A 15,156-nucleotide genomic window follows, 5' to 3' on the forward strand; every position below is an offset into this window, starting at 1 on the left:
AGCTCCAACTCATTTCGATGGAAAATCCGCGCGCGCATTATCCTGTGTCACACGGTGGAGCCGCAACCTGGCCCCGCGTGAAGGACCAATCCCTTGGGCTTCGGCGTTGCCGGTAGTTGATAGAGCTGCCACTGCACATGGGACCAGGGGATGGTTGGCGCGGGCCTGGTAGGGATGTTCGGTGCAGCGCGTCCGAATACTGCGCCTGTCTGGATAAGCTTTTGGCGCTGTTCAATTCGGTAACGTTTTTCCGATGCGCATATCTTCTTCAGAGCGTGATCAGCGACTAGGGTTGACCTGCGGCTAGAGGAAAGCTGCATTTGATTCGGAACTTCAAGGAGTGTTGAAAATGCCTAATATCGTTATGTCCTGGCTGTTGCTGCCGTTGTTCGCAGTCCTGCCGCTCACGCTCAATGCCGCGCCAGCCAACCAGGCCGCGTCAGCGGTGCTCAGCGCCACTCGCCAGGTCGAAGGTGTTGCTGAGTCGCAGGTCAAGACTGATCTCAACAGCGCGGACGCCCTCACGCTGCAGCAGAATCTCAACGGCATCGGCAAGGCCAAGGCTGAAGCCATCGTCGCCTACCGCGAGGCTCATGGGCCTTTCCAGTCGGTAGATGAACTGCTGGAAATCAAAGGCATCGGCAATGCGCTACTGGAGCGCAACAGAGACAGGCTGGTCGTGGAGTAGTCAGTTGCTGCGCCGGTCGGCATTGCGCCGACCGGTTCGATGGTCAAGGCCGCATTTAGCGATCCTGTGCATCCTTGGCGTCCGCTTCGGCGTTTCGCTCACGCACCTTCTTCAACTGCTCCTCGGTCAACGGCAACTTCTTCGCCGTATCGCGCAGTAGCATCAACCCGCCGACAATCGACCCAAGCGCAACAAGCAGTATCAACCAGGCATACCAAGGCATCGAGATTCTCCTGAAAGCGTATAGGGCACCGCTTACATGGCATTCGAGCCATTGCCGCAGCCGTTGGTTCCATTATAGGAGCCACCCCCGCCCAGGCCAATTCTCATGACCCACGGCCCCCAAACCCCACCTCACTTCGTTTACAATGCGCGCCGTTTACGACTTGCCAAGAGACCCTGCCCATGTCCGCCTGCCAGACGCCCCTGATCGTCGCCCTGGATTTCCCCACCCGTGACGCCGCCCTGAAGCTGGCCGACCAGCTCGACCCCGCCCTGTGCCGGGTCAAGGTGGGCAAGGAACTGTTCACCAGCAGCGCTGCGGGTATCGTCGAGACCCTTTGCAGCAAGGGCTTCGAAGTGTTCCTCGACCTCAAGTTCCACGATATCCCCAACACCACTGCGATGGCGGTCAAGGCTGCGGCCGAGATGGGCGTGTGGATGGTCAACGTGCACTGCTCTGGCGGCCTGCGCATGATGTCGGCTTGCCGTGAAGAGCTGGCCAAGCGCAGCGGCCCGCAGCCCCTGCTGATCGGCGTGACCGTGCTGACCAGCATGGAGCGCGAGGACTTGGCTGGTATCGGCCTGGATGTCGACCCGCAGGAGCAGGTGCTGCGCCTGGCGGCGTTGGCGCAGAAGGCCGGCATGGATGGCCTGGTGTGTTCGGCGCTGGAGGCGCCGGCACTGAAGGCTGCGCACCCATCGTTGCAATTGGTGACCCCGGGTATTCGCCCGGCGGGCAGCGCCCAGGATGACCAGCGCCGGATCCTGACCCCGCGCCAGGCACTGGACGCCGGTTCCGATTACCTGGTGATCGGGCGCCCGATCAGCCAGGCGGCGGATCCGGCCCAGGCGTTGGCTGCTGTGGTGGCTGAGATTCGCGGTTGATTCGAGAGGCTGCGGTGTGGGCTGCGCCTGAGCGCAGCCCGCAATGATCAGACCTTCAACACCAGCTTGCCGAAGTTCTCCCCGCTGAACAGCTTGAGCAGCGTCTCGGGGAAGGTTTCCAGCCCCTCCACCACATCCTCCTTGCTCTTCACCTTGCCGCTGGCCAGCCAGCCGGCTATCTCCTGCGCGGCCTTGCCGTACTCCTTGACGTAGTCCATCACCACGAAGCCTTCCATGCGCGCGCGGTTGACCAGTAGCGCCAGGTAATTGGCCGGGCCCTTGACCGCTTCCTTGTTGTTGTACTGGCTGATGGCGCCGCAGATCACCACCCGGGCCTTGAAGTTCAGGCGCGACAGCACGGCATCGAGGATATCGCCGCCGACGTTGTCGAAGTACACATCCACGCCATTGGGGCATTCGCGCTTGAGCCCGGCGAGCACGTCTTCGGCCTTGTAGTCGATGACCCCATCGAAGCCCAGTTCATCCAGCAGGTACTGGCATTTCTGTGCGCCGCCGGCGATGCCGACCACGCGGCAACCCTTGAGCTTGGCGATCTGCCCGGCAATGCTGCCGACCGCGCCGGCGGCGCCGGAAATCACCACGGTGTCGCCGGCCTTGGGCTGGCCGACATCGAGCAGGGCGAAGTAGGCGGTCATGCCGGTCATGCCCAGGGCGGACAGGTAGCGCGGCAGGGGTGCCAGGCGCGGGTCGATCTTGTGCAGGCCCTGAGGTTCACCGGTGAAGTAGTCCTGCACGCCCAGGGCGCCGCTGACATGGTCGCCGGGCTTGTAGTCCGGGTGCTTGGAACTGACCACTTCGCCCACGCCGAGTGCGCGCATCACCTGGCCAAGGCCCACCGGGGGGATGTACGACTTGCCTTCGTTCATCCAGCCGCGCATGGCAGGGTCCAGGGACAGGTAAAGGTTCTTCACCAGCACCTGGCCTTCGCCCGGCTCGGCGGCAGGGGCCTGCTCATAGGTGAAGTCGTCACGGCGCACGGCGCCGACCGGGCGCTTGGTCAGCAGGAAACGGCGGTTGGTGTGGGGCATGGCGAGTTCTCCTGAACGAGTGTGAGGGGGGATGATCGGCGGGTTGAATGGGCCGCGTCACGCAAGATCACTGCGAACGATAGTAGTCCAACCGTACCCTTGATGATGCTGCCCAGCCCAGCGGTGCCCTGGCTAGACTCAGCCACGACTTCCCATCCTTTTGCAGGAGCCAGTGATGAGCATGACTTTCTCCGGCCAGGTTGCCCTGGTCACCGGTGGCGCGGCGGGCATCGGCCGGGCTACGGCCCAGGCATTCGCCGGCGAGGGGCTCAAGGTGGTGGTGGCCGACCGTGATGCGAACGGAGGCGAAGGCACCGTGGCGCTGATTCGCCAGAGTGGTGGCGAAGCGTTGTTCGTTGCCTGCGACGTTACCCGTGACGAAGATGTGCGGCAGTTGCACGAGCGGGTGGTCAAGGCATACGGGCGTCTGGACTACGCATTCAACAATGCCGGCATCGAAATCGAGAAGGGGCGATTGGCAGAGGGCAGCGAGGCGGAGTTCGACGCGATCATGGGCGTCAACGTCAAGGGCGTCTGGCTGTGCATGAAGTACCAGCTGCCCCTGCTGCTGGCACAGGGCGGCGGCGCCATCGTCAACACTGCCTCGGTGGCCGGCCTGTCGGCGGCGCCGAAGATGAGCATCTATGCGGCGTCCAAGCATGCGGTGATCGGCTTGACCAAGTCGGCGGCCATCGAGTACGCGAAGAAAGGTATCAGGGTAAATGCGGTGTGCCCGGCGGTGATCGATACCGACATGTTCCGTCGCGCCTACGAGGCCGACCCGCGCAAGGCCGAGTTCGCCGCGGCGATGCACCCGGTCGGGCGCATCGGCAAGGTGGAGGAGATCGCCAGCGCGGTACTGTACCTGTGCAGCGATGGCGCGGCGTTCACGACGGGGCACAGCCTGACGGTCGACGGTGGCGCGCTGGCGATCTGACCGAGGCCAGCCACAGGGCCAGTGCCACCGCCGCGCAGCCCAGCAGCAACACACCACCAAACACGATCAAGGCCAGCTGCGACCCCAGCCGGTCACTGAGCAGCCCGGTGAAGATCACCGGCAGGCTGAACCCCAGGTAGGCCAGCAGGAAGAACCCGGCACTGGCCCGGGTTTTTTCCTGGCCGGCCAACTGGTTCACCGCCGCCAACCCGCCCAGGTAGATAAAGCCATAGCAGGCGCTGCTGGCGGCCACGGCGCCCATCAAAACGCCCGGCAGGTTGCCACTGTCAGCGCCCCAGGCCAGCAGCGCGTAGCTGCACGGCAGGATCAGCAGTCCGAGCAAGGTCGCCTGGGCACTGGCCATGCGCCGGGCCAGCGGCTGGAACAGCAGGCCGCAACTGATCACGCAGAAGGTCGAGAACCCCGACCAGGCGCTCAGGCCGTGCTGGCGCAGGATCCCCGGCAGCAGGGCGATGACCAGCCCGACACAGGCCCAGGCCAGCAGGATCGCCAGGCCATAGGCCAGGCTGCCGCTGGGATAGTACGGCAGGCGCAGCATGGCGCTGCGTTGCGTCGGGCGTGGGTCTGGCAGGCGCCAGACCAGCGCGAGGGCAAAGGTGGCGAGCGCCAGTTGCAGATGGAAGCTGCCAGGGGTGAGTGTCGGCCCGCGCAGCAAAAACAGGCTGGTCAGCGCCGCGCCAAGGCCAAAGCCCAGGGAGCTGCTGGCGGTAACCCAGGTCGCGGCGCGGTCACTTTCGCCGGGCCGCATCAGCTCGCTCATGTACGCGGTGGCCGTGGCCGACGCCAAGCCGGTGCCCAGGCCCAGGAACAAGCGCGCCACGCCCAGGGAGGCCAGTCTGGGGGACAGCAGCATGATCAAGGTGGCGATCATCGACAGGGCGAGTGCGACCAGGATCAACGGGCGTCGCCCGACCCGATCGGCCAGGCCGCCGAGGGCCAGCAGCACTGGCAATACGCCGAGCACGTACCCGGAGAAAGCCACGGCGGTCGCTGCGGCGCCTTGCCCGGAGAGATCGGCGTAGGTGATGTACAGCGGGGCCTGGAGATTGACGGCAAGGGTGATCAGGCACAGGGCGAAGGCCAGCAGGGCCGGGGCGTGGCGAGTGGGCATGGGGATATCCGCAAGATTGATAGCGCCCAGCATCCAATCTAGGGCGGCTGTTCGCCAAGGCACACTCTGCCGCTTTTTGTGCTTAACTGTTTGTCTGAAATCTCCGAACACTTGCCATGCACTTCAATCTTGACCGCAAACTCCCCACCCCGTTGGTCCAGCAACTGACCGACCACCTGCAGGCCTGGATCGAACAGCAGCGCCTGCGTCCCGGAGCTCGCCTGCCGTCGATCCGCGCGCTGGCCAAGGCCCAGGCGGTCAGCGCGTCGTGCGTGATCGAGGCCTACGACCGCCTGGCGGCAAATGGCTGGCTGGAGGCGCGGCATGGCGCAGGCTTTTTCGTCGCCGAGCGCAAGCCAGGCCTGCGCCCCGACCCCGGCGAGCCGTGGGGCGAGGCGATCGACGGCAGTTGGCGGCAGTTCCGCGAAGGGCATGAGCAACTGCTCAAGCTCGGCTGCGGCTGGCTGCCTGTGGCCTGGCGAGCCGAGGCTGAACTGGCCCAGGCCATCCGCCAGGTCAGCCGTGGCGCGCCCGAGGCGCTGTTTGACTACTGCCCACCCCAGGGGCTGGCGAGCCTGCGCTTGCAACTGCACAAAGGGCTGGCGAGGCTGGATATCGCCGCGGAACCTGAGCGGATCGTCACCACCCAGGGTGCCAGCCATGCCCTCGACCTGCTGGTGCGGACCTTGCTGGCGCCGGGCGACACGGTGCTGGTGGAACGGCCCGGTTACTACAACCTTTACAACCTGCTGCGCCTGCACGGCGTGCGCATGCTCGAGGTGCCGCGCACTGCCAGTGGTCCAGACCTGGCCGTGCTCGAGCAGTTGCTCGCCGAACACCGACCGCGCTGTCTGTTCATCAACAGCCTGTACCAGAACCCGACTGGCACCAGCCTGACGCCCAAGGTCGCCTATCGCCTGCTGGAGCTGGCCCGTGGGCATGACTTGCGGATTGTCGAGGATGATCTCTATGCCGACTTCCAGGACGGACCGGCGACGCGGCTGGCTACCCTCGACAGTGAGCAACGGGTGATCTACCTGGGCAGCTTCTCCAAGACCCTCAGCAGTTCGCTGCGGGTCGGCTATGTGGTGGCCGATCCGCCCTTGGTGGCGCGTCTGGCCGAGCTGAAGATGGTCGCGGGCATCGGCACCTCGCGCTTCGCCGAGCAGGTGGTCGGGCAGATGCTCGCCAATGGCGGCTATCGCAAGAGCGTGCAGCGTCTGCGGTTGCGCCTGGGCCAGCACCGGGCCAGGACGTTGCGGCAGCTGGAGGCCTGCGGCTGGGAGGTGTTCTGCGAGCCGGTCGGCGGCATGTTCGTCTGGGCCCGGGTGCCCGGGCGCGACTTTGCCGAGCTCGAGCGGCGGGCGCTGGAGCATGCCGTGTTGCTCACCCCGGGCAGCGCCTTCGATCCGCACGGCCGGGCCAGTGACTGGCTGCGCATCAATGTCGCCTATGGGCAGGATTCTCGGGCCGAGGCGTTCTTTCGGCATGCGGGGCGACCTCCGGCGGTCTGAAAGCGACAGGCTCATAGCTAAATGACACCGTTGGCGCGTCTGGCTCTTGTGACGGAGTCGGCGCCATTGTCACTCTTGCTGTCGGTAAAGTCCGACAAGGCGAGGGGATTGGTGATGGCTGCGACCAAGCACGGTGTACTGGCCAATCTGGGCATGGCACGCAAGCTCGGCCTGGGCTTCGCCCTGGTGTTGCTGCTCACTCTGGTGGTGGCTGCCATCGGTGTGTACGCCCTGGCCAATGTCGGCCAGCGCTTCGATGGGCTGCGGCAGATGGCTCAGTTCAATACCGACCTGTTGAAGCTGCGCCAGCACGAACAGGCCTTCGCCCTGCGCTCGGACATCAAGGAGGCCGATGCCCTGCGCACGGGGCTGCAGGGGCTGGTGGAGCGGGCCCGGGCCGTGCCAGCACTGGCCTCGACCGAGGCCGATCTGAATGCCTATGGACAAGCTTTCGACCAGTTCGTCCAGGCGGTGCAGGCCAAGGAGCTGGCCCTGGACATGGCCAGCTGGTCGGTATCGAGTGTGGCCAACAACCTCGATGTGCTGCAGGCCGGCCTGGCCGATGATGGCACCTATACCCTCAAGCAGTCCCAGGGGCAGCAGGGTGGTGAGTTCCTGGAACAGGCCGGGCAGGTGGCGCAGGTGTCGCGGCTGATGCTGCAGGCCATGGACGAGGCCCGGGTGCGCCTGGACCAGAGCCGCAAGGGCGGTGAAGCCAGCGCCGAGGGCCGCATCGCCCAGACCGTCGAAGCGGCGACCCTGGTCGACCAGCTCAAGGTTTCGGTCGCCGACGCTGGCTACCAGAGCGTGCTGGGCGAAGTGGCCGGGCATATCGGCAGTTTCTCCGAAAAGCTCAACGAGTACACCGACCTGCTGGGCCAGGAGCGGGGTATCAAGGATCAGTTGCAGGCGCGTGCCGAGCAGGTCACCGCGCGCGTCGACCAGGTGTATGCCGATCAGGAGCAGGCCATGCAGGCCGAACTGGCACGCAACGCCGTCGCCATTACTGCGGCCACGGCGCTGGCACTGCTGGTAGGCGTGCTGGCGGCCTGGCTGATCACCCGCGCCGTGGTCGCGCCGCTCAAGCGGGTGATCAGCCGGGCCCGGCGCATTGCCGCAGGCGAACTGGGCATCGAGGCCGAGCCGCCGCGTGCCGACGAGGTCGGCCAGCTGTTGCAGGCCATGCAGCAGATGGCCGAAGGCTTGTCCGGCATCGTCAGTGGCTTGCAGCAGGGTATCGACCAGTTGGCCGGTAGCGCCCAGGCCTTGTCGGCGGTTACCGAGCAGACCAACCGCGAAGTCGGTAGCCAGAAGGACGAGACCGAGCAGGTGGCCACCGCCATGCAGCAGATGACCGCGACCGTGCACGATGTGGCGCGCAACGCCGAGCAGGCAGCCCAGGCGGCCCAGGCTGCCGACGACAAGGTCGGGTCAGGGCAGCAGGTGGTGCGTCAGAGCATGCAGCGCATCGAGCAACTGGCGCTGGCCGCTGAAACCGCCAGCAGTGGCATCGACAGCCTCAGCGCCGAGATCCATACCATCGGTGACGTGCTTGAGGTGATCAAGAGCGTGGCCGAGCAGACCAATCTGCTGGCGCTCAATGCCGCGATCGAGGCGGCGCGTGCCGGGGAGCAGGGGCGCGGGTTCGCGGTGGTGGCTGACGAGGTACGTGCCCTGGCCCGGCGTACCCGGCAATCCACCGAGGAGATCGAGCGCCTCGTTGCCAGCTTGCGCGGCAATGCCCAGCAGTCGGTGATGCAGATCCGCGGCAGCACCGAGCTGGTGCGCCTGGCGGTGGCCGACACGCTGCAGACCGAGAGCGCCCTGGGCAGCATCGCGGCGGCGGTGTCGCTGATCCAGCAGATGAACCAGCAGATCGCCGCGGCGGCCGAGCAGCAGAGCTCGGTGGCCGAGGAGATCAGCCGCAGCGTCACGCAGATTCGCGGCAGCGCCGACCAGGCGGCACTGGCGATGGAGGACAATGCCCGTTCAAGCGTAGAGCTGGCGCAACTGGGCAATGACCTGAAGGGAATGGTGGGGCATTTCCGCTTGTGAATGCCTGTGCTTGTCTCAGTCTTTGCGCGGGCTGAGTATGAGCAAGGTCAGCACCCCCGCCACGATCCCCCAGAACGCCGAGCCGATCGAGAACAGGGTGAAGCCCGAGGCTGTGACCATGAAGGTGATCAGGGCCGCTTCGCGCTCGCGCACCTCGCCCATGGCCACGCTCAAGCCGTTCATGATCGAACCGAACAGCGCCAACGCCGCGATCGACAGCACCAGCTCCTTGGGCAGGGCGCCGAACAGCGCCGCCAGTGTGGCGCCGAAGGTGCCGGCGATACCGTAGAAGATCCCGCACCAGACCGCCGCCGTGTAGCGCTTGGCCGGGTCTTCATGGGCATGTGGCCCGGTGCAGATCGCCGCGCTGATCGCCGCCAGGTTGATCCCGTGGGAGCCGAACGGCGCCAGCAGCAGCGAAGCGAAGCCGGTGGCCGAGATCAGCGGCGAAGCCGGCACCGGGTAACCGTCGGCGCGCAGCACAGCGACGCCTGGCATGTTCTGCGAGGTCATGGCCACCACGAACAGCGGGATGCCGATGCTGATGGTCGCCGCCAGCGAGAAGCTCGGCGTGGTCCACACCGGGGTTGCGACTTCCAGCTGGAAGCCGCTGAAGTCCAGCAGCCCCAGGGCGCCGGACAGCGCGGTGCCGATCAGCAGCGCGGCCAGCACGCAATAACGCGGCGACAGGCGCTTGACCAGCAGGTAGCTGAAGAACATGCCCAGCACCAGCACCGTGCGGTGCTGGGCGGCAACGAAGATCTCGCTGCCGATCTTGAACAGGATACCGGCCAGCAGGGCCGATGCCAGGGAGGCGGGAATGCGCCGTACCAGGCGTTCGAAGCTGCCGGTCAGGCCGCAGATCAGCACCAGCACGGCGCAGGTGATGTAGGCGCCGATCGCTTCGCCGTAGCTCACCCCGCCGAGGCTGGTGATCAGCAGCGCCGCGCCGGGCGTCGACCAGGCCACGGTGATCGGCGTGCGGTAGCGCAGCGACAGGCCGATGCTGCACACTGCCATGCCGATCGACAGGGCCCAGATCCATGAGGAAATCTGTGCGCTGGTGAGACCGGCCGCCTGGCCGGCCTGGAACATCAGCACCAGCGAGCTGGTGTAGCCGGTGAGCATGGCGATAAAGCCGGCGACGATCGCCGACGGCGAGCTGTCCGCCAGCGGCCGCAGGCGCGCTGAGGTGGCATCGGTCATAGGGAATTCCTTGTGCAGGTGTAAGCAGTTTTTTCAGGCTACCGTGCCATGGCGTGATCCTTGCCATACAGCAGGCATTGCATTTAGCCGTACAGTCGCCAACTATGAGGCATTACTACGCAACTGCGTGAGAGGGGAGGGGCGATGTACAAGGTGTATGGGGATTACCAGTCGGGCAACTGCTACAAGGTCAAGCTGATGCTGAGCCTGCTCGACCGCCCGTATGAGTGGCACCCGGTGGACATTCTCAAGGGTGAGACGCAAACCCCCGAGTTCCTGGCCATGAACCCCAACGGCAAGGTGCCGGTGCTCAAGCTCGAGGACGGCACCTGCCTGTGGGAGTCCAACGCGATTCTCAACTACCTGGCCGATGGCAGCGAGTTCCTGCCCAGCGAGCCACGGTTGCGCACCCAGGTGCTGCAATGGCAGTTCTTCGAACAGTACAGCCATGAGCCGTACATTGCCGTGGCGCGGTTCATCCAGTTCTACCTGGGGCTGCCGCAAGAGCGACTGGAGGAGTACAGGGGGCTGCACAAGGGCGGCTACAAGGCGCTCAAGGTGATGAACAAGCAGCTGGAAATGACGCCTTACCTGGTCGGGGAGCAGTACTCGATCGCCGACGTGGCGTTGTACGCCTATACCCATGTGGCGCACCAGGGCGGCTTCGACCTAGCGGCTTATCCGGCGGTGCAGGCCTGGTTGGCGCGGGTGGCCAGTCATCCTCGGCATGTGCCGATGGTGGATTGACCGGCCTTATCGCGGGGCAAGCCCGCTCCCACGCAGACCCGCCCCATGGGTTCTGGCTTGCGTGGGAGCGGGCTTGCCCCGCGATGGCGATCTGTCAGACCGCCGCGAAACGCTTGTCCAGGTAGGCAATGATGTCCTTGGACTCGTACATCCAGGTCACCTCGCCTTGTTCCTCGATCCGCAGGCACGGCACTTTCACCCGGCCACCGCCTTCAAGCAGCGCCTGGCGGTGCTGCGTATCGTTCTTCGCATCGCGCAGCGCCACCGGCACATTGAGGCGGTGCAGGGCGCGGCGGGTCTTCACGCAGAAGGGGCAGGCATGGAACTGGTACAGCGCAAGGCCCTTGGCCTGCTGTTCGACCTGGGCCTGGGCCGCGGCATCGCGCTTCTTTTTCGCCGGACGGCTGATCCAGTCGCCGAACACGATAAGCTGGCCGAGGCCGACCCGCAGGGCTTTGACGATCATGGGCAACTCCTGAAATGAAAAAGCCGACCCCAGAGGGTCGGCTCGGAACACAGGCCGATCACTTGATCAGGCTGAGGAACTCGCTGCGTGTGGCGGCGTTCTCGCGGAACTCGCCGAGCATCACCGAGGTGAGCATGGTCGAGTTCTGCTTTTCGACACCGCGCATCATCATGCACATGTGCTTGGCCTCGATCACCACCGCCACGCCTGCGGCGCCGGTCACCTGCTGCACGGCCTCGGCGATCTGGCGGCTGAGGTTTTCCTGGATCTGCAGGCGGCGGGCGTACATGTCGACGATCCGCGCCACCTTCGACAGGCCCAGCACCTTGCCCTTGGGCAGGTAGGCCACGTGGGCCTTGCCGATGAACGGCAGCATGTGGTGTTCGCACATCGAATACAGCTCGATATCCCGGACCAGCACCATTTCGCTGTTGTCGGAGGTGAACAACGCGCCGTTGGTCACTTCTTCCAGGGTTTGCTCATAACCGCGGCAAAGGTACTTCATGGCCTTCGCTGCCCGCTTGGGCGTGTCGAGCAGGCCTTCGCGGGAGACGTCCTCGCCGATCTGGCTGAGGATCGCGGTGTAGTTCTGTTCCAGGGACATGGATCTACCTGTGGAAAATTTCGCAAAGGCGAAGGGTACGGCGGCGGCGGCGGCGCTGCAAGCGCGATGTCACTCGTCGCGCCCTTCGAGCATGGTTCGCTTGAGCATCACGTAGACCGCGCCGGTGCCGCCGTGGCGGGCCTGGCACGAGGTGAAACCGAGCACCTGCGGGTGCTGGCGCAGCCAGGTGTTGACGTGGCTCTTGATCATCGGGCGCTTGCCGTCCAGGCGCGCGGCCTTGCCGTGGGTGACCCGCACGCAGCGCACTTCCAGCTTGGTCGCTTCGGCGATGAAGGCCCACAGCGTCTCGCGGGCCTTCTCGACGCTCATGCCGTGCAGGTCAAGGCTGCCCTCGAAGGCGATCTGGCCGAGCTTGAGCTTGCGCAGCTGGGTTTCCTGCACGCCGTCACGCCGCCACATCAGCTCATCCTCGGCGCCGACATCGATGACGAACTGGTCGGACAGGCCGTCGATCACCAGCGTCTGGTCGCTGCGGATGGTCGCCGCCTGGCGCAGGCCTGCCAGCTGCTTGCGGTCGGCCTTGGGTTTGCCGACTTCGGCGCGATCGTGCTTGATTGGCTTGACGCCCTGCACTTGGCTGCGGAAGAGGGAAAAGTCGTCGTCTTGCATGGTGCCTCCACGTGGGCGGCGTAGTTTACGCGACTGTCATCGCGGGGCAAGCCTGGCCCCGCGCTTGGCGCGTCAGTCGTGCTTCTTCATCAGGTGCGGCGACAGGTTCAGTTCGCGCCCGCGGCGCAGGCGGATACGGCTGCGCCGCCACAAGCGCACGCCGAAGTACAGCAGGGTCAGGCCGACAATGGTCAGGACCGCCGACAATGGCCGGTTGGCATTGAGTTCGGCCAGGGCGGCGTAGTTGCCCAGCAAGCCGGCGAAGCCGGCCATGGCCAGCAGGATGCCCAGGGTGGCCAGCAGCACCGAGAGTGCCGCGGCGATACGCGCGCCCCAGTTGCTCGGCTCGCGCTGGCGCAGGCGCTTGGCATCGAAACTGCCTTTGAGCTTCATTCGAATTCCTCAGGATCGGGTGGTGCTGATCCGGATTTCGACCTGCGGGTCACCTTGGGGTTCCGCCCGTCCGCCGGGCGGTCGTGGTTCAGACCAGGCTGGTGGTGGGGGCGACACAGGCGAAGTTGTCGGCCATCACGGCCATCTCGCACTGGTGGATCTGCGCGGCGGGGATCACGGTGTCCTTCAGGGCCAGGTCACGGGTCGCCGACGCATCTTCGACCAGGGTGCAGCGATAACCATAGTCCTTGGCACGGCGCACGGTGGTGCTGACGCTGGAATGGCTCATGAAACCGCAGACGATCAGGTCCAGCGGGCCGAAGGCCTGCAGGGTCTCGTGCAGCTTGGTGTTCTTGAAGGCGTTGGGCATGCGCTTCTCGATCACCACCTCGCCTTCGCGCGGCTCCAGCCCGGGAATGAACTCGCCGGCCGGGCCCTGCGGGTCGAAGCGACCGCCAACGGTGCCGAGGTGGCGGACATGGATGATCGGGCGGCCAGCCTTGCGGGCGGCGTCGAGCAACCTGGCAATGTTCGCCACGGCCTCGTCCATGCCCGACAGCGCCAGCGGACCGCTCAGGTACTCCTTCTGCGCATCGATGACGATCAGGCTGGCTTGGCTCAGCTTGGCCGGCGGGTAGTCGCGGCCAGTGAGGCGGAACATCGTGGTTGGAACGGACATCAAGGGCTCCTTGGGTAGGGCTTTTGTGTACCTATTCTCCCTTGCCTTGGCGCCAATGTGAATGGTTGACAGTGCAGGCGGCATGGTTACTGGCTTGTGGCTATCCATTCGGCCATCGGAGGGAACATTTGTGCGGTGTGGGCTGTTAGACTTTTGTCCTGTCTGAAAAGGAGTACCCCGTGATCACATCCCGCCTGCGCACCCTGCGCGACCATATCCGCTGGGCGGTCAGCCGCTTCCATGAGCATGAACTGTTCTTTGGCCACGGCGCCGACAATGCCTGGGACGAGGCCCGCCTGCTGGTGCTCGGCGCGGTGCACCTGCCCTGGGAGGTGGCCGACAGCTATCTGGACTGCGCGCTCGAGGATGATGAGCGGGTACGCCTGCAGCACTTGCTCAAGCGTCGCATCGAAGAACGCGTGCCGACCGCCTACCTGCTGGGTGAGGCTTGGTTCTGCGGCATGTCGTTCATCGTCGACGAACGCGTGCTGGTACCGCGCTCGCCCATCGGCGAGCTGGTCGAGAAGCGCTTCGAGCCTTGGCTGGCCGCCGAGCCTGCGCGCATCCTCGACCTGTGCACCGGCTCCGGCTGCATCGGCATCGTGGCCGCCGATGTGTTCCAGGGCGCCGAGGTGGTACTGGCCGACCTGTCGTTCGACGCGCTGGCGGTGGCCAACCAGAACATCGAGCGCCATGGCCTGGAGGAGCGTGTGTACACCGTGCAGGGCGATGGCTTCGCCGGGCTGCCGGGGCAGCGCTTCGACCTGATCCTGTCCAACCCGCCGTATGTCGATGCCGAGGACTTCGGCGACATGCCGGCCGAGTATCACCACGAGCCCGAACTGGGCCTGGCCTGCGGCAACGATGGCCTGGACCTGGTGCGGCGGATGCTGGCCGAGGCTGCCGACCACCTGACCGACAAGGGCCTGATGATTGTCGAGGTGGGCAACAGCCAGGTGCACGTCGAGTCGCTCTATCCCGAGGTGGACTTCGCCTGGCTGGAGTTCGAGCGCGGTGGGCACGGGGTGTTCATGCTGACGGCCGAGCAGTGCCGGCAGCATCAGGAGCTGTTCAAGGCGCGGGTCTGACTGCGCGCCCGTTCCCACAGGATGAATGCAATCTCTGTGGGAGCGGACTTGCCCCGCGATGGCCTTATCAGCGGGTGGCGATCCAGATCAGCAAACCGGCCTGGAACACAGCGAACGCCACCAGGCAGGTGATGGTAAAGCGCAGCCCGCTGTCTTCGCGGCGGTACTTGGCCACGCGTTCGTCACGCTCGCGCAGTTGCGCTTCCTTCTCCATCAGGTTCTGCTCGGCCTGTTGCAGCATGCCGGCCGCCTCGAGGTTGTCCACGCGCTGCACCTTCTCGGTGTTCCAGCCGCCCTTGAGCTGGCCCACCGGCGTTTCCACCAGGCGCCCCTTGAGCAACTGCCCATCGGTGTATTCCACCTCCAGGCCGACGCTGCGCAGCACATGGTCGCGGCGCAGACGGGTGTCTTCGTTCAGGGCGTCCTTGTTCGGCAGGCTCATGCCTTCGATCTGGTAGTGCGAGCAGCGGTGCTGCAGCCATTGCACCGCCTGCGCCAGCAGGTAGCGGCCAACACCACGGTTGAGGGGCTCGAGCTGCAGGCCGGCCGGGTCGCCGATGCGCACCGTGCGCGTTTCGTGGTCGACACGGATGTCCAGCTGGTTCTGTTCTTTGCGCACCTTCTGCCCAGGCAGACGGATTTCCATGCGCAGCAGGCTGTGGGCCTTGTCGTGGCGCTCGGCGTAGCCGAACTGGACGAAGCGCAGCGGGCGGGCGCCGCTGTTGCGGTCGGTCGGCATCGGCGCCAGGCGCAGCAGCTGGAAGTGCTCGGCGGCAAGGTCCGCCCAGGGCTGCGGGGCGCTTTCCGGCGCTTGTTCTTCGGTCGCCTCGGCGGCGGGGGCATCGGTCATCAGGGGTTTTC

General features: G+C 65.5%; 17 protein-coding genes and 1 pseudogene. 8 read left to right on the forward strand and 10 right to left on the reverse strand.

Annotated features, from left to right (window positions below):
- The first annotated feature begins 349 nt into the window (after window positions 1–349).
- A complete protein-coding gene (locus KHO27_RS03450; RefSeq protein ID WP_214501209.1) occupies window positions 350–688 on the forward strand; it encodes a ComEA family DNA-binding protein in 339 nt (112 codons plus the stop codon).
- Between the two features lie 55 nt (window positions 689–743).
- Here KHO27_RS03450 and KHO27_RS03455 read toward each other — a convergent pair whose 3' ends face one another.
- A complete protein-coding gene (locus KHO27_RS03455; RefSeq protein WP_214501210.1) occupies window positions 744–911 on the reverse strand; it encodes a DUF2897 family protein in 168 nt (55 codons plus the stop codon).
- A 182-nt stretch (window positions 912–1,093) separates the two neighbouring features.
- On the opposite strand from KHO27_RS03455, the gene pyrF reads away from it, so the two are divergent.
- On the forward strand, window positions 1,094–1,795 hold the full coding sequence (gene pyrF / locus KHO27_RS03460) for an orotidine-5'-phosphate decarboxylase (protein ID WP_094010694.1): 702 nt from the start codon (window positions 1,094–1,096) through the stop codon (window positions 1,793–1,795).
- 47 nt (window positions 1,796–1,842) lie between these two features.
- Here the strand turns inward: pyrF and KHO27_RS03465 are convergent, their stop codons facing one another.
- Window positions 1,843–2,844 (reverse strand): NADP-dependent oxidoreductase, encoded by a 1,002-nt coding sequence (locus KHO27_RS03465; RefSeq protein ID WP_110698091.1) that lies wholly within the window; start codon window positions 2,842–2,844, stop codon window positions 1,843–1,845.
- A 175-nt stretch (window positions 2,845–3,019) separates the two neighbouring features.
- On the opposite strand from KHO27_RS03465, the gene KHO27_RS03470 reads away from it, so the two are divergent.
- Window positions 3,020–3,781 carry an SDR family oxidoreductase gene (locus KHO27_RS03470; RefSeq protein ID WP_214501211.1) on the forward strand — a complete coding sequence of 254 codons (762 nt, stop codon included), beginning with the start codon at window positions 3,020–3,022 and terminating at the stop codon, window positions 3,779–3,781.
- Here the strand turns inward: KHO27_RS03470 and KHO27_RS03475 are convergent.
- Window positions 3,732–4,913 carry an MFS transporter gene (locus KHO27_RS03475; protein WP_214501212.1) on the reverse strand — a complete coding sequence of 394 codons (1,182 nt, stop codon included), beginning with the start codon at window positions 4,911–4,913 and terminating at the stop codon, window positions 3,732–3,734. The two genes, KHO27_RS03470 and KHO27_RS03475, sit on opposite strands and share 50 nt — an antisense overlap.
- Before the next feature lie 116 nt (window positions 4,914–5,029).
- Here KHO27_RS03475 and KHO27_RS03480 point away from each other — a divergent pair, with 116 nt between their 5' ends.
- The 3 genes and pseudogenes from KHO27_RS03480 (at window position 5,030) to KHO27_RS26490 (ending at window position 8,482) form a co-directional block, all read left to right on the forward strand.
- Window positions 5,030–6,427 carry an aminotransferase-like domain-containing protein gene (locus tag KHO27_RS03480; RefSeq protein ID WP_111531872.1) on the forward strand — a complete coding sequence of 466 codons (1,398 nt, stop codon included), beginning with the start codon at window positions 5,030–5,032 and terminating at the stop codon, window positions 6,425–6,427.
- 969 nt (window positions 6,428–7,396) lie between these two features.
- A pseudogene (locus KHO27_RS26485) lies at window positions 7,397–7,624 on the forward strand (HAMP domain-containing protein); the annotation flags it as partial.
- Window positions 7,619–8,482 (forward strand): methyl-accepting chemotaxis protein, encoded by an 864-nt coding sequence (locus KHO27_RS26490; protein WP_371926762.1) that lies wholly within the window; start codon window positions 7,619–7,621, stop codon window positions 8,480–8,482. The pseudogene KHO27_RS26485 and the gene KHO27_RS26490, both read left to right, overlap by 6 nt.
- Window positions 8,483–8,497: 15 nt before the next feature.
- Here the strand turns inward: KHO27_RS26490 and KHO27_RS03490 are convergent, their stop codons facing one another.
- A complete protein-coding gene (locus KHO27_RS03490) occupies window positions 8,498–9,688 on the reverse strand; it encodes a benzoate/H(+) symporter BenE family transporter (protein ID WP_111531873.1) in 1,191 nt (396 codons plus the stop codon).
- A 144-nt stretch (window positions 9,689–9,832) separates the two neighbouring features.
- Here KHO27_RS03490 and KHO27_RS03495 point away from each other — a divergent pair, with 144 nt between their 5' ends.
- Entirely contained in the window at window positions 9,833–10,435 is a 603-nt protein-coding gene (locus tag KHO27_RS03495; protein ID WP_111531874.1) for a glutathione S-transferase family protein, read from the forward strand.
- A gap of 94 nt (window positions 10,436–10,529) precedes the next feature.
- Here the strand turns inward: KHO27_RS03495 and KHO27_RS03500 are convergent, their stop codons facing one another.
- The 5 genes from KHO27_RS03500 to KHO27_RS03520 form a co-directional block, all read right to left on the reverse strand.
- Window positions 10,530–10,901, reverse strand: coding sequence for a glutathione S-transferase N-terminal domain-containing protein (locus KHO27_RS03500; RefSeq protein WP_110698103.1), 372 nt, complete (start codon window positions 10,899–10,901; stop codon window positions 10,530–10,532).
- A 58-nt stretch (window positions 10,902–10,959) separates the two neighbouring features.
- Window positions 10,960–11,505, reverse strand: coding sequence for a GTP cyclohydrolase I FolE (gene folE / locus KHO27_RS03505; RefSeq protein ID WP_023631546.1), 546 nt, complete (start codon window positions 11,503–11,505; stop codon window positions 10,960–10,962).
- 69 nt (window positions 11,506–11,574) lie between these two features.
- The gene (locus KHO27_RS03510; RefSeq protein WP_023631547.1) at window positions 11,575–12,135 is read right to left on the reverse strand and encodes a Smr/MutS family protein; all 561 of its coding nucleotides are present in this window, start codon (window positions 12,133–12,135) and stop codon (window positions 11,575–11,577) included.
- 72 nt (window positions 12,136–12,207) lie between these two features.
- Entirely contained in the window at window positions 12,208–12,528 is a 321-nt protein-coding gene (locus KHO27_RS03515) for a hypothetical protein (RefSeq protein WP_110698106.1), read from the reverse strand.
- Window positions 12,529–12,616: 88 nt separating this feature from the next.
- Window positions 12,617–13,207: a cysteine hydrolase family protein gene (locus KHO27_RS03520; RefSeq protein WP_031315653.1), complete on the reverse strand. Its 591-nt coding sequence runs from the start codon at window positions 13,205–13,207 to the stop codon at window positions 12,617–12,619.
- Between the two features lie 179 nt (window positions 13,208–13,386).
- Between KHO27_RS03520 and prmB the strand changes: the two genes are divergently transcribed.
- Window positions 13,387–14,295, forward strand: a complete 909-nt coding sequence (gene prmB, locus KHO27_RS03525) for a 50S ribosomal protein L3 N(5)-glutamine methyltransferase (RefSeq protein ID WP_214501213.1) — start codon at window positions 13,387–13,389, stop codon at window positions 14,293–14,295.
- A 67-nt stretch (window positions 14,296–14,362) separates the two neighbouring features.
- Here prmB and KHO27_RS03530 read toward each other — a convergent pair whose 3' ends face one another.
- Complete coding sequence (locus tag KHO27_RS03530; protein ID WP_110698109.1) at window positions 14,363–15,145, reverse strand: hypothetical protein; 783 nt, start codon at window positions 15,143–15,145, stop codon at window positions 14,363–14,365.
- Window positions 15,146–15,156 lie beyond the last annotated feature (11 nt).

This window comes from Pseudomonas sp. RC3H12 (assembly GCF_018596375.1).
Lineage (GTDB): Bacteria > Pseudomonadota > Gammaproteobacteria > Pseudomonadales > Pseudomonadaceae > Aquipseudomonas.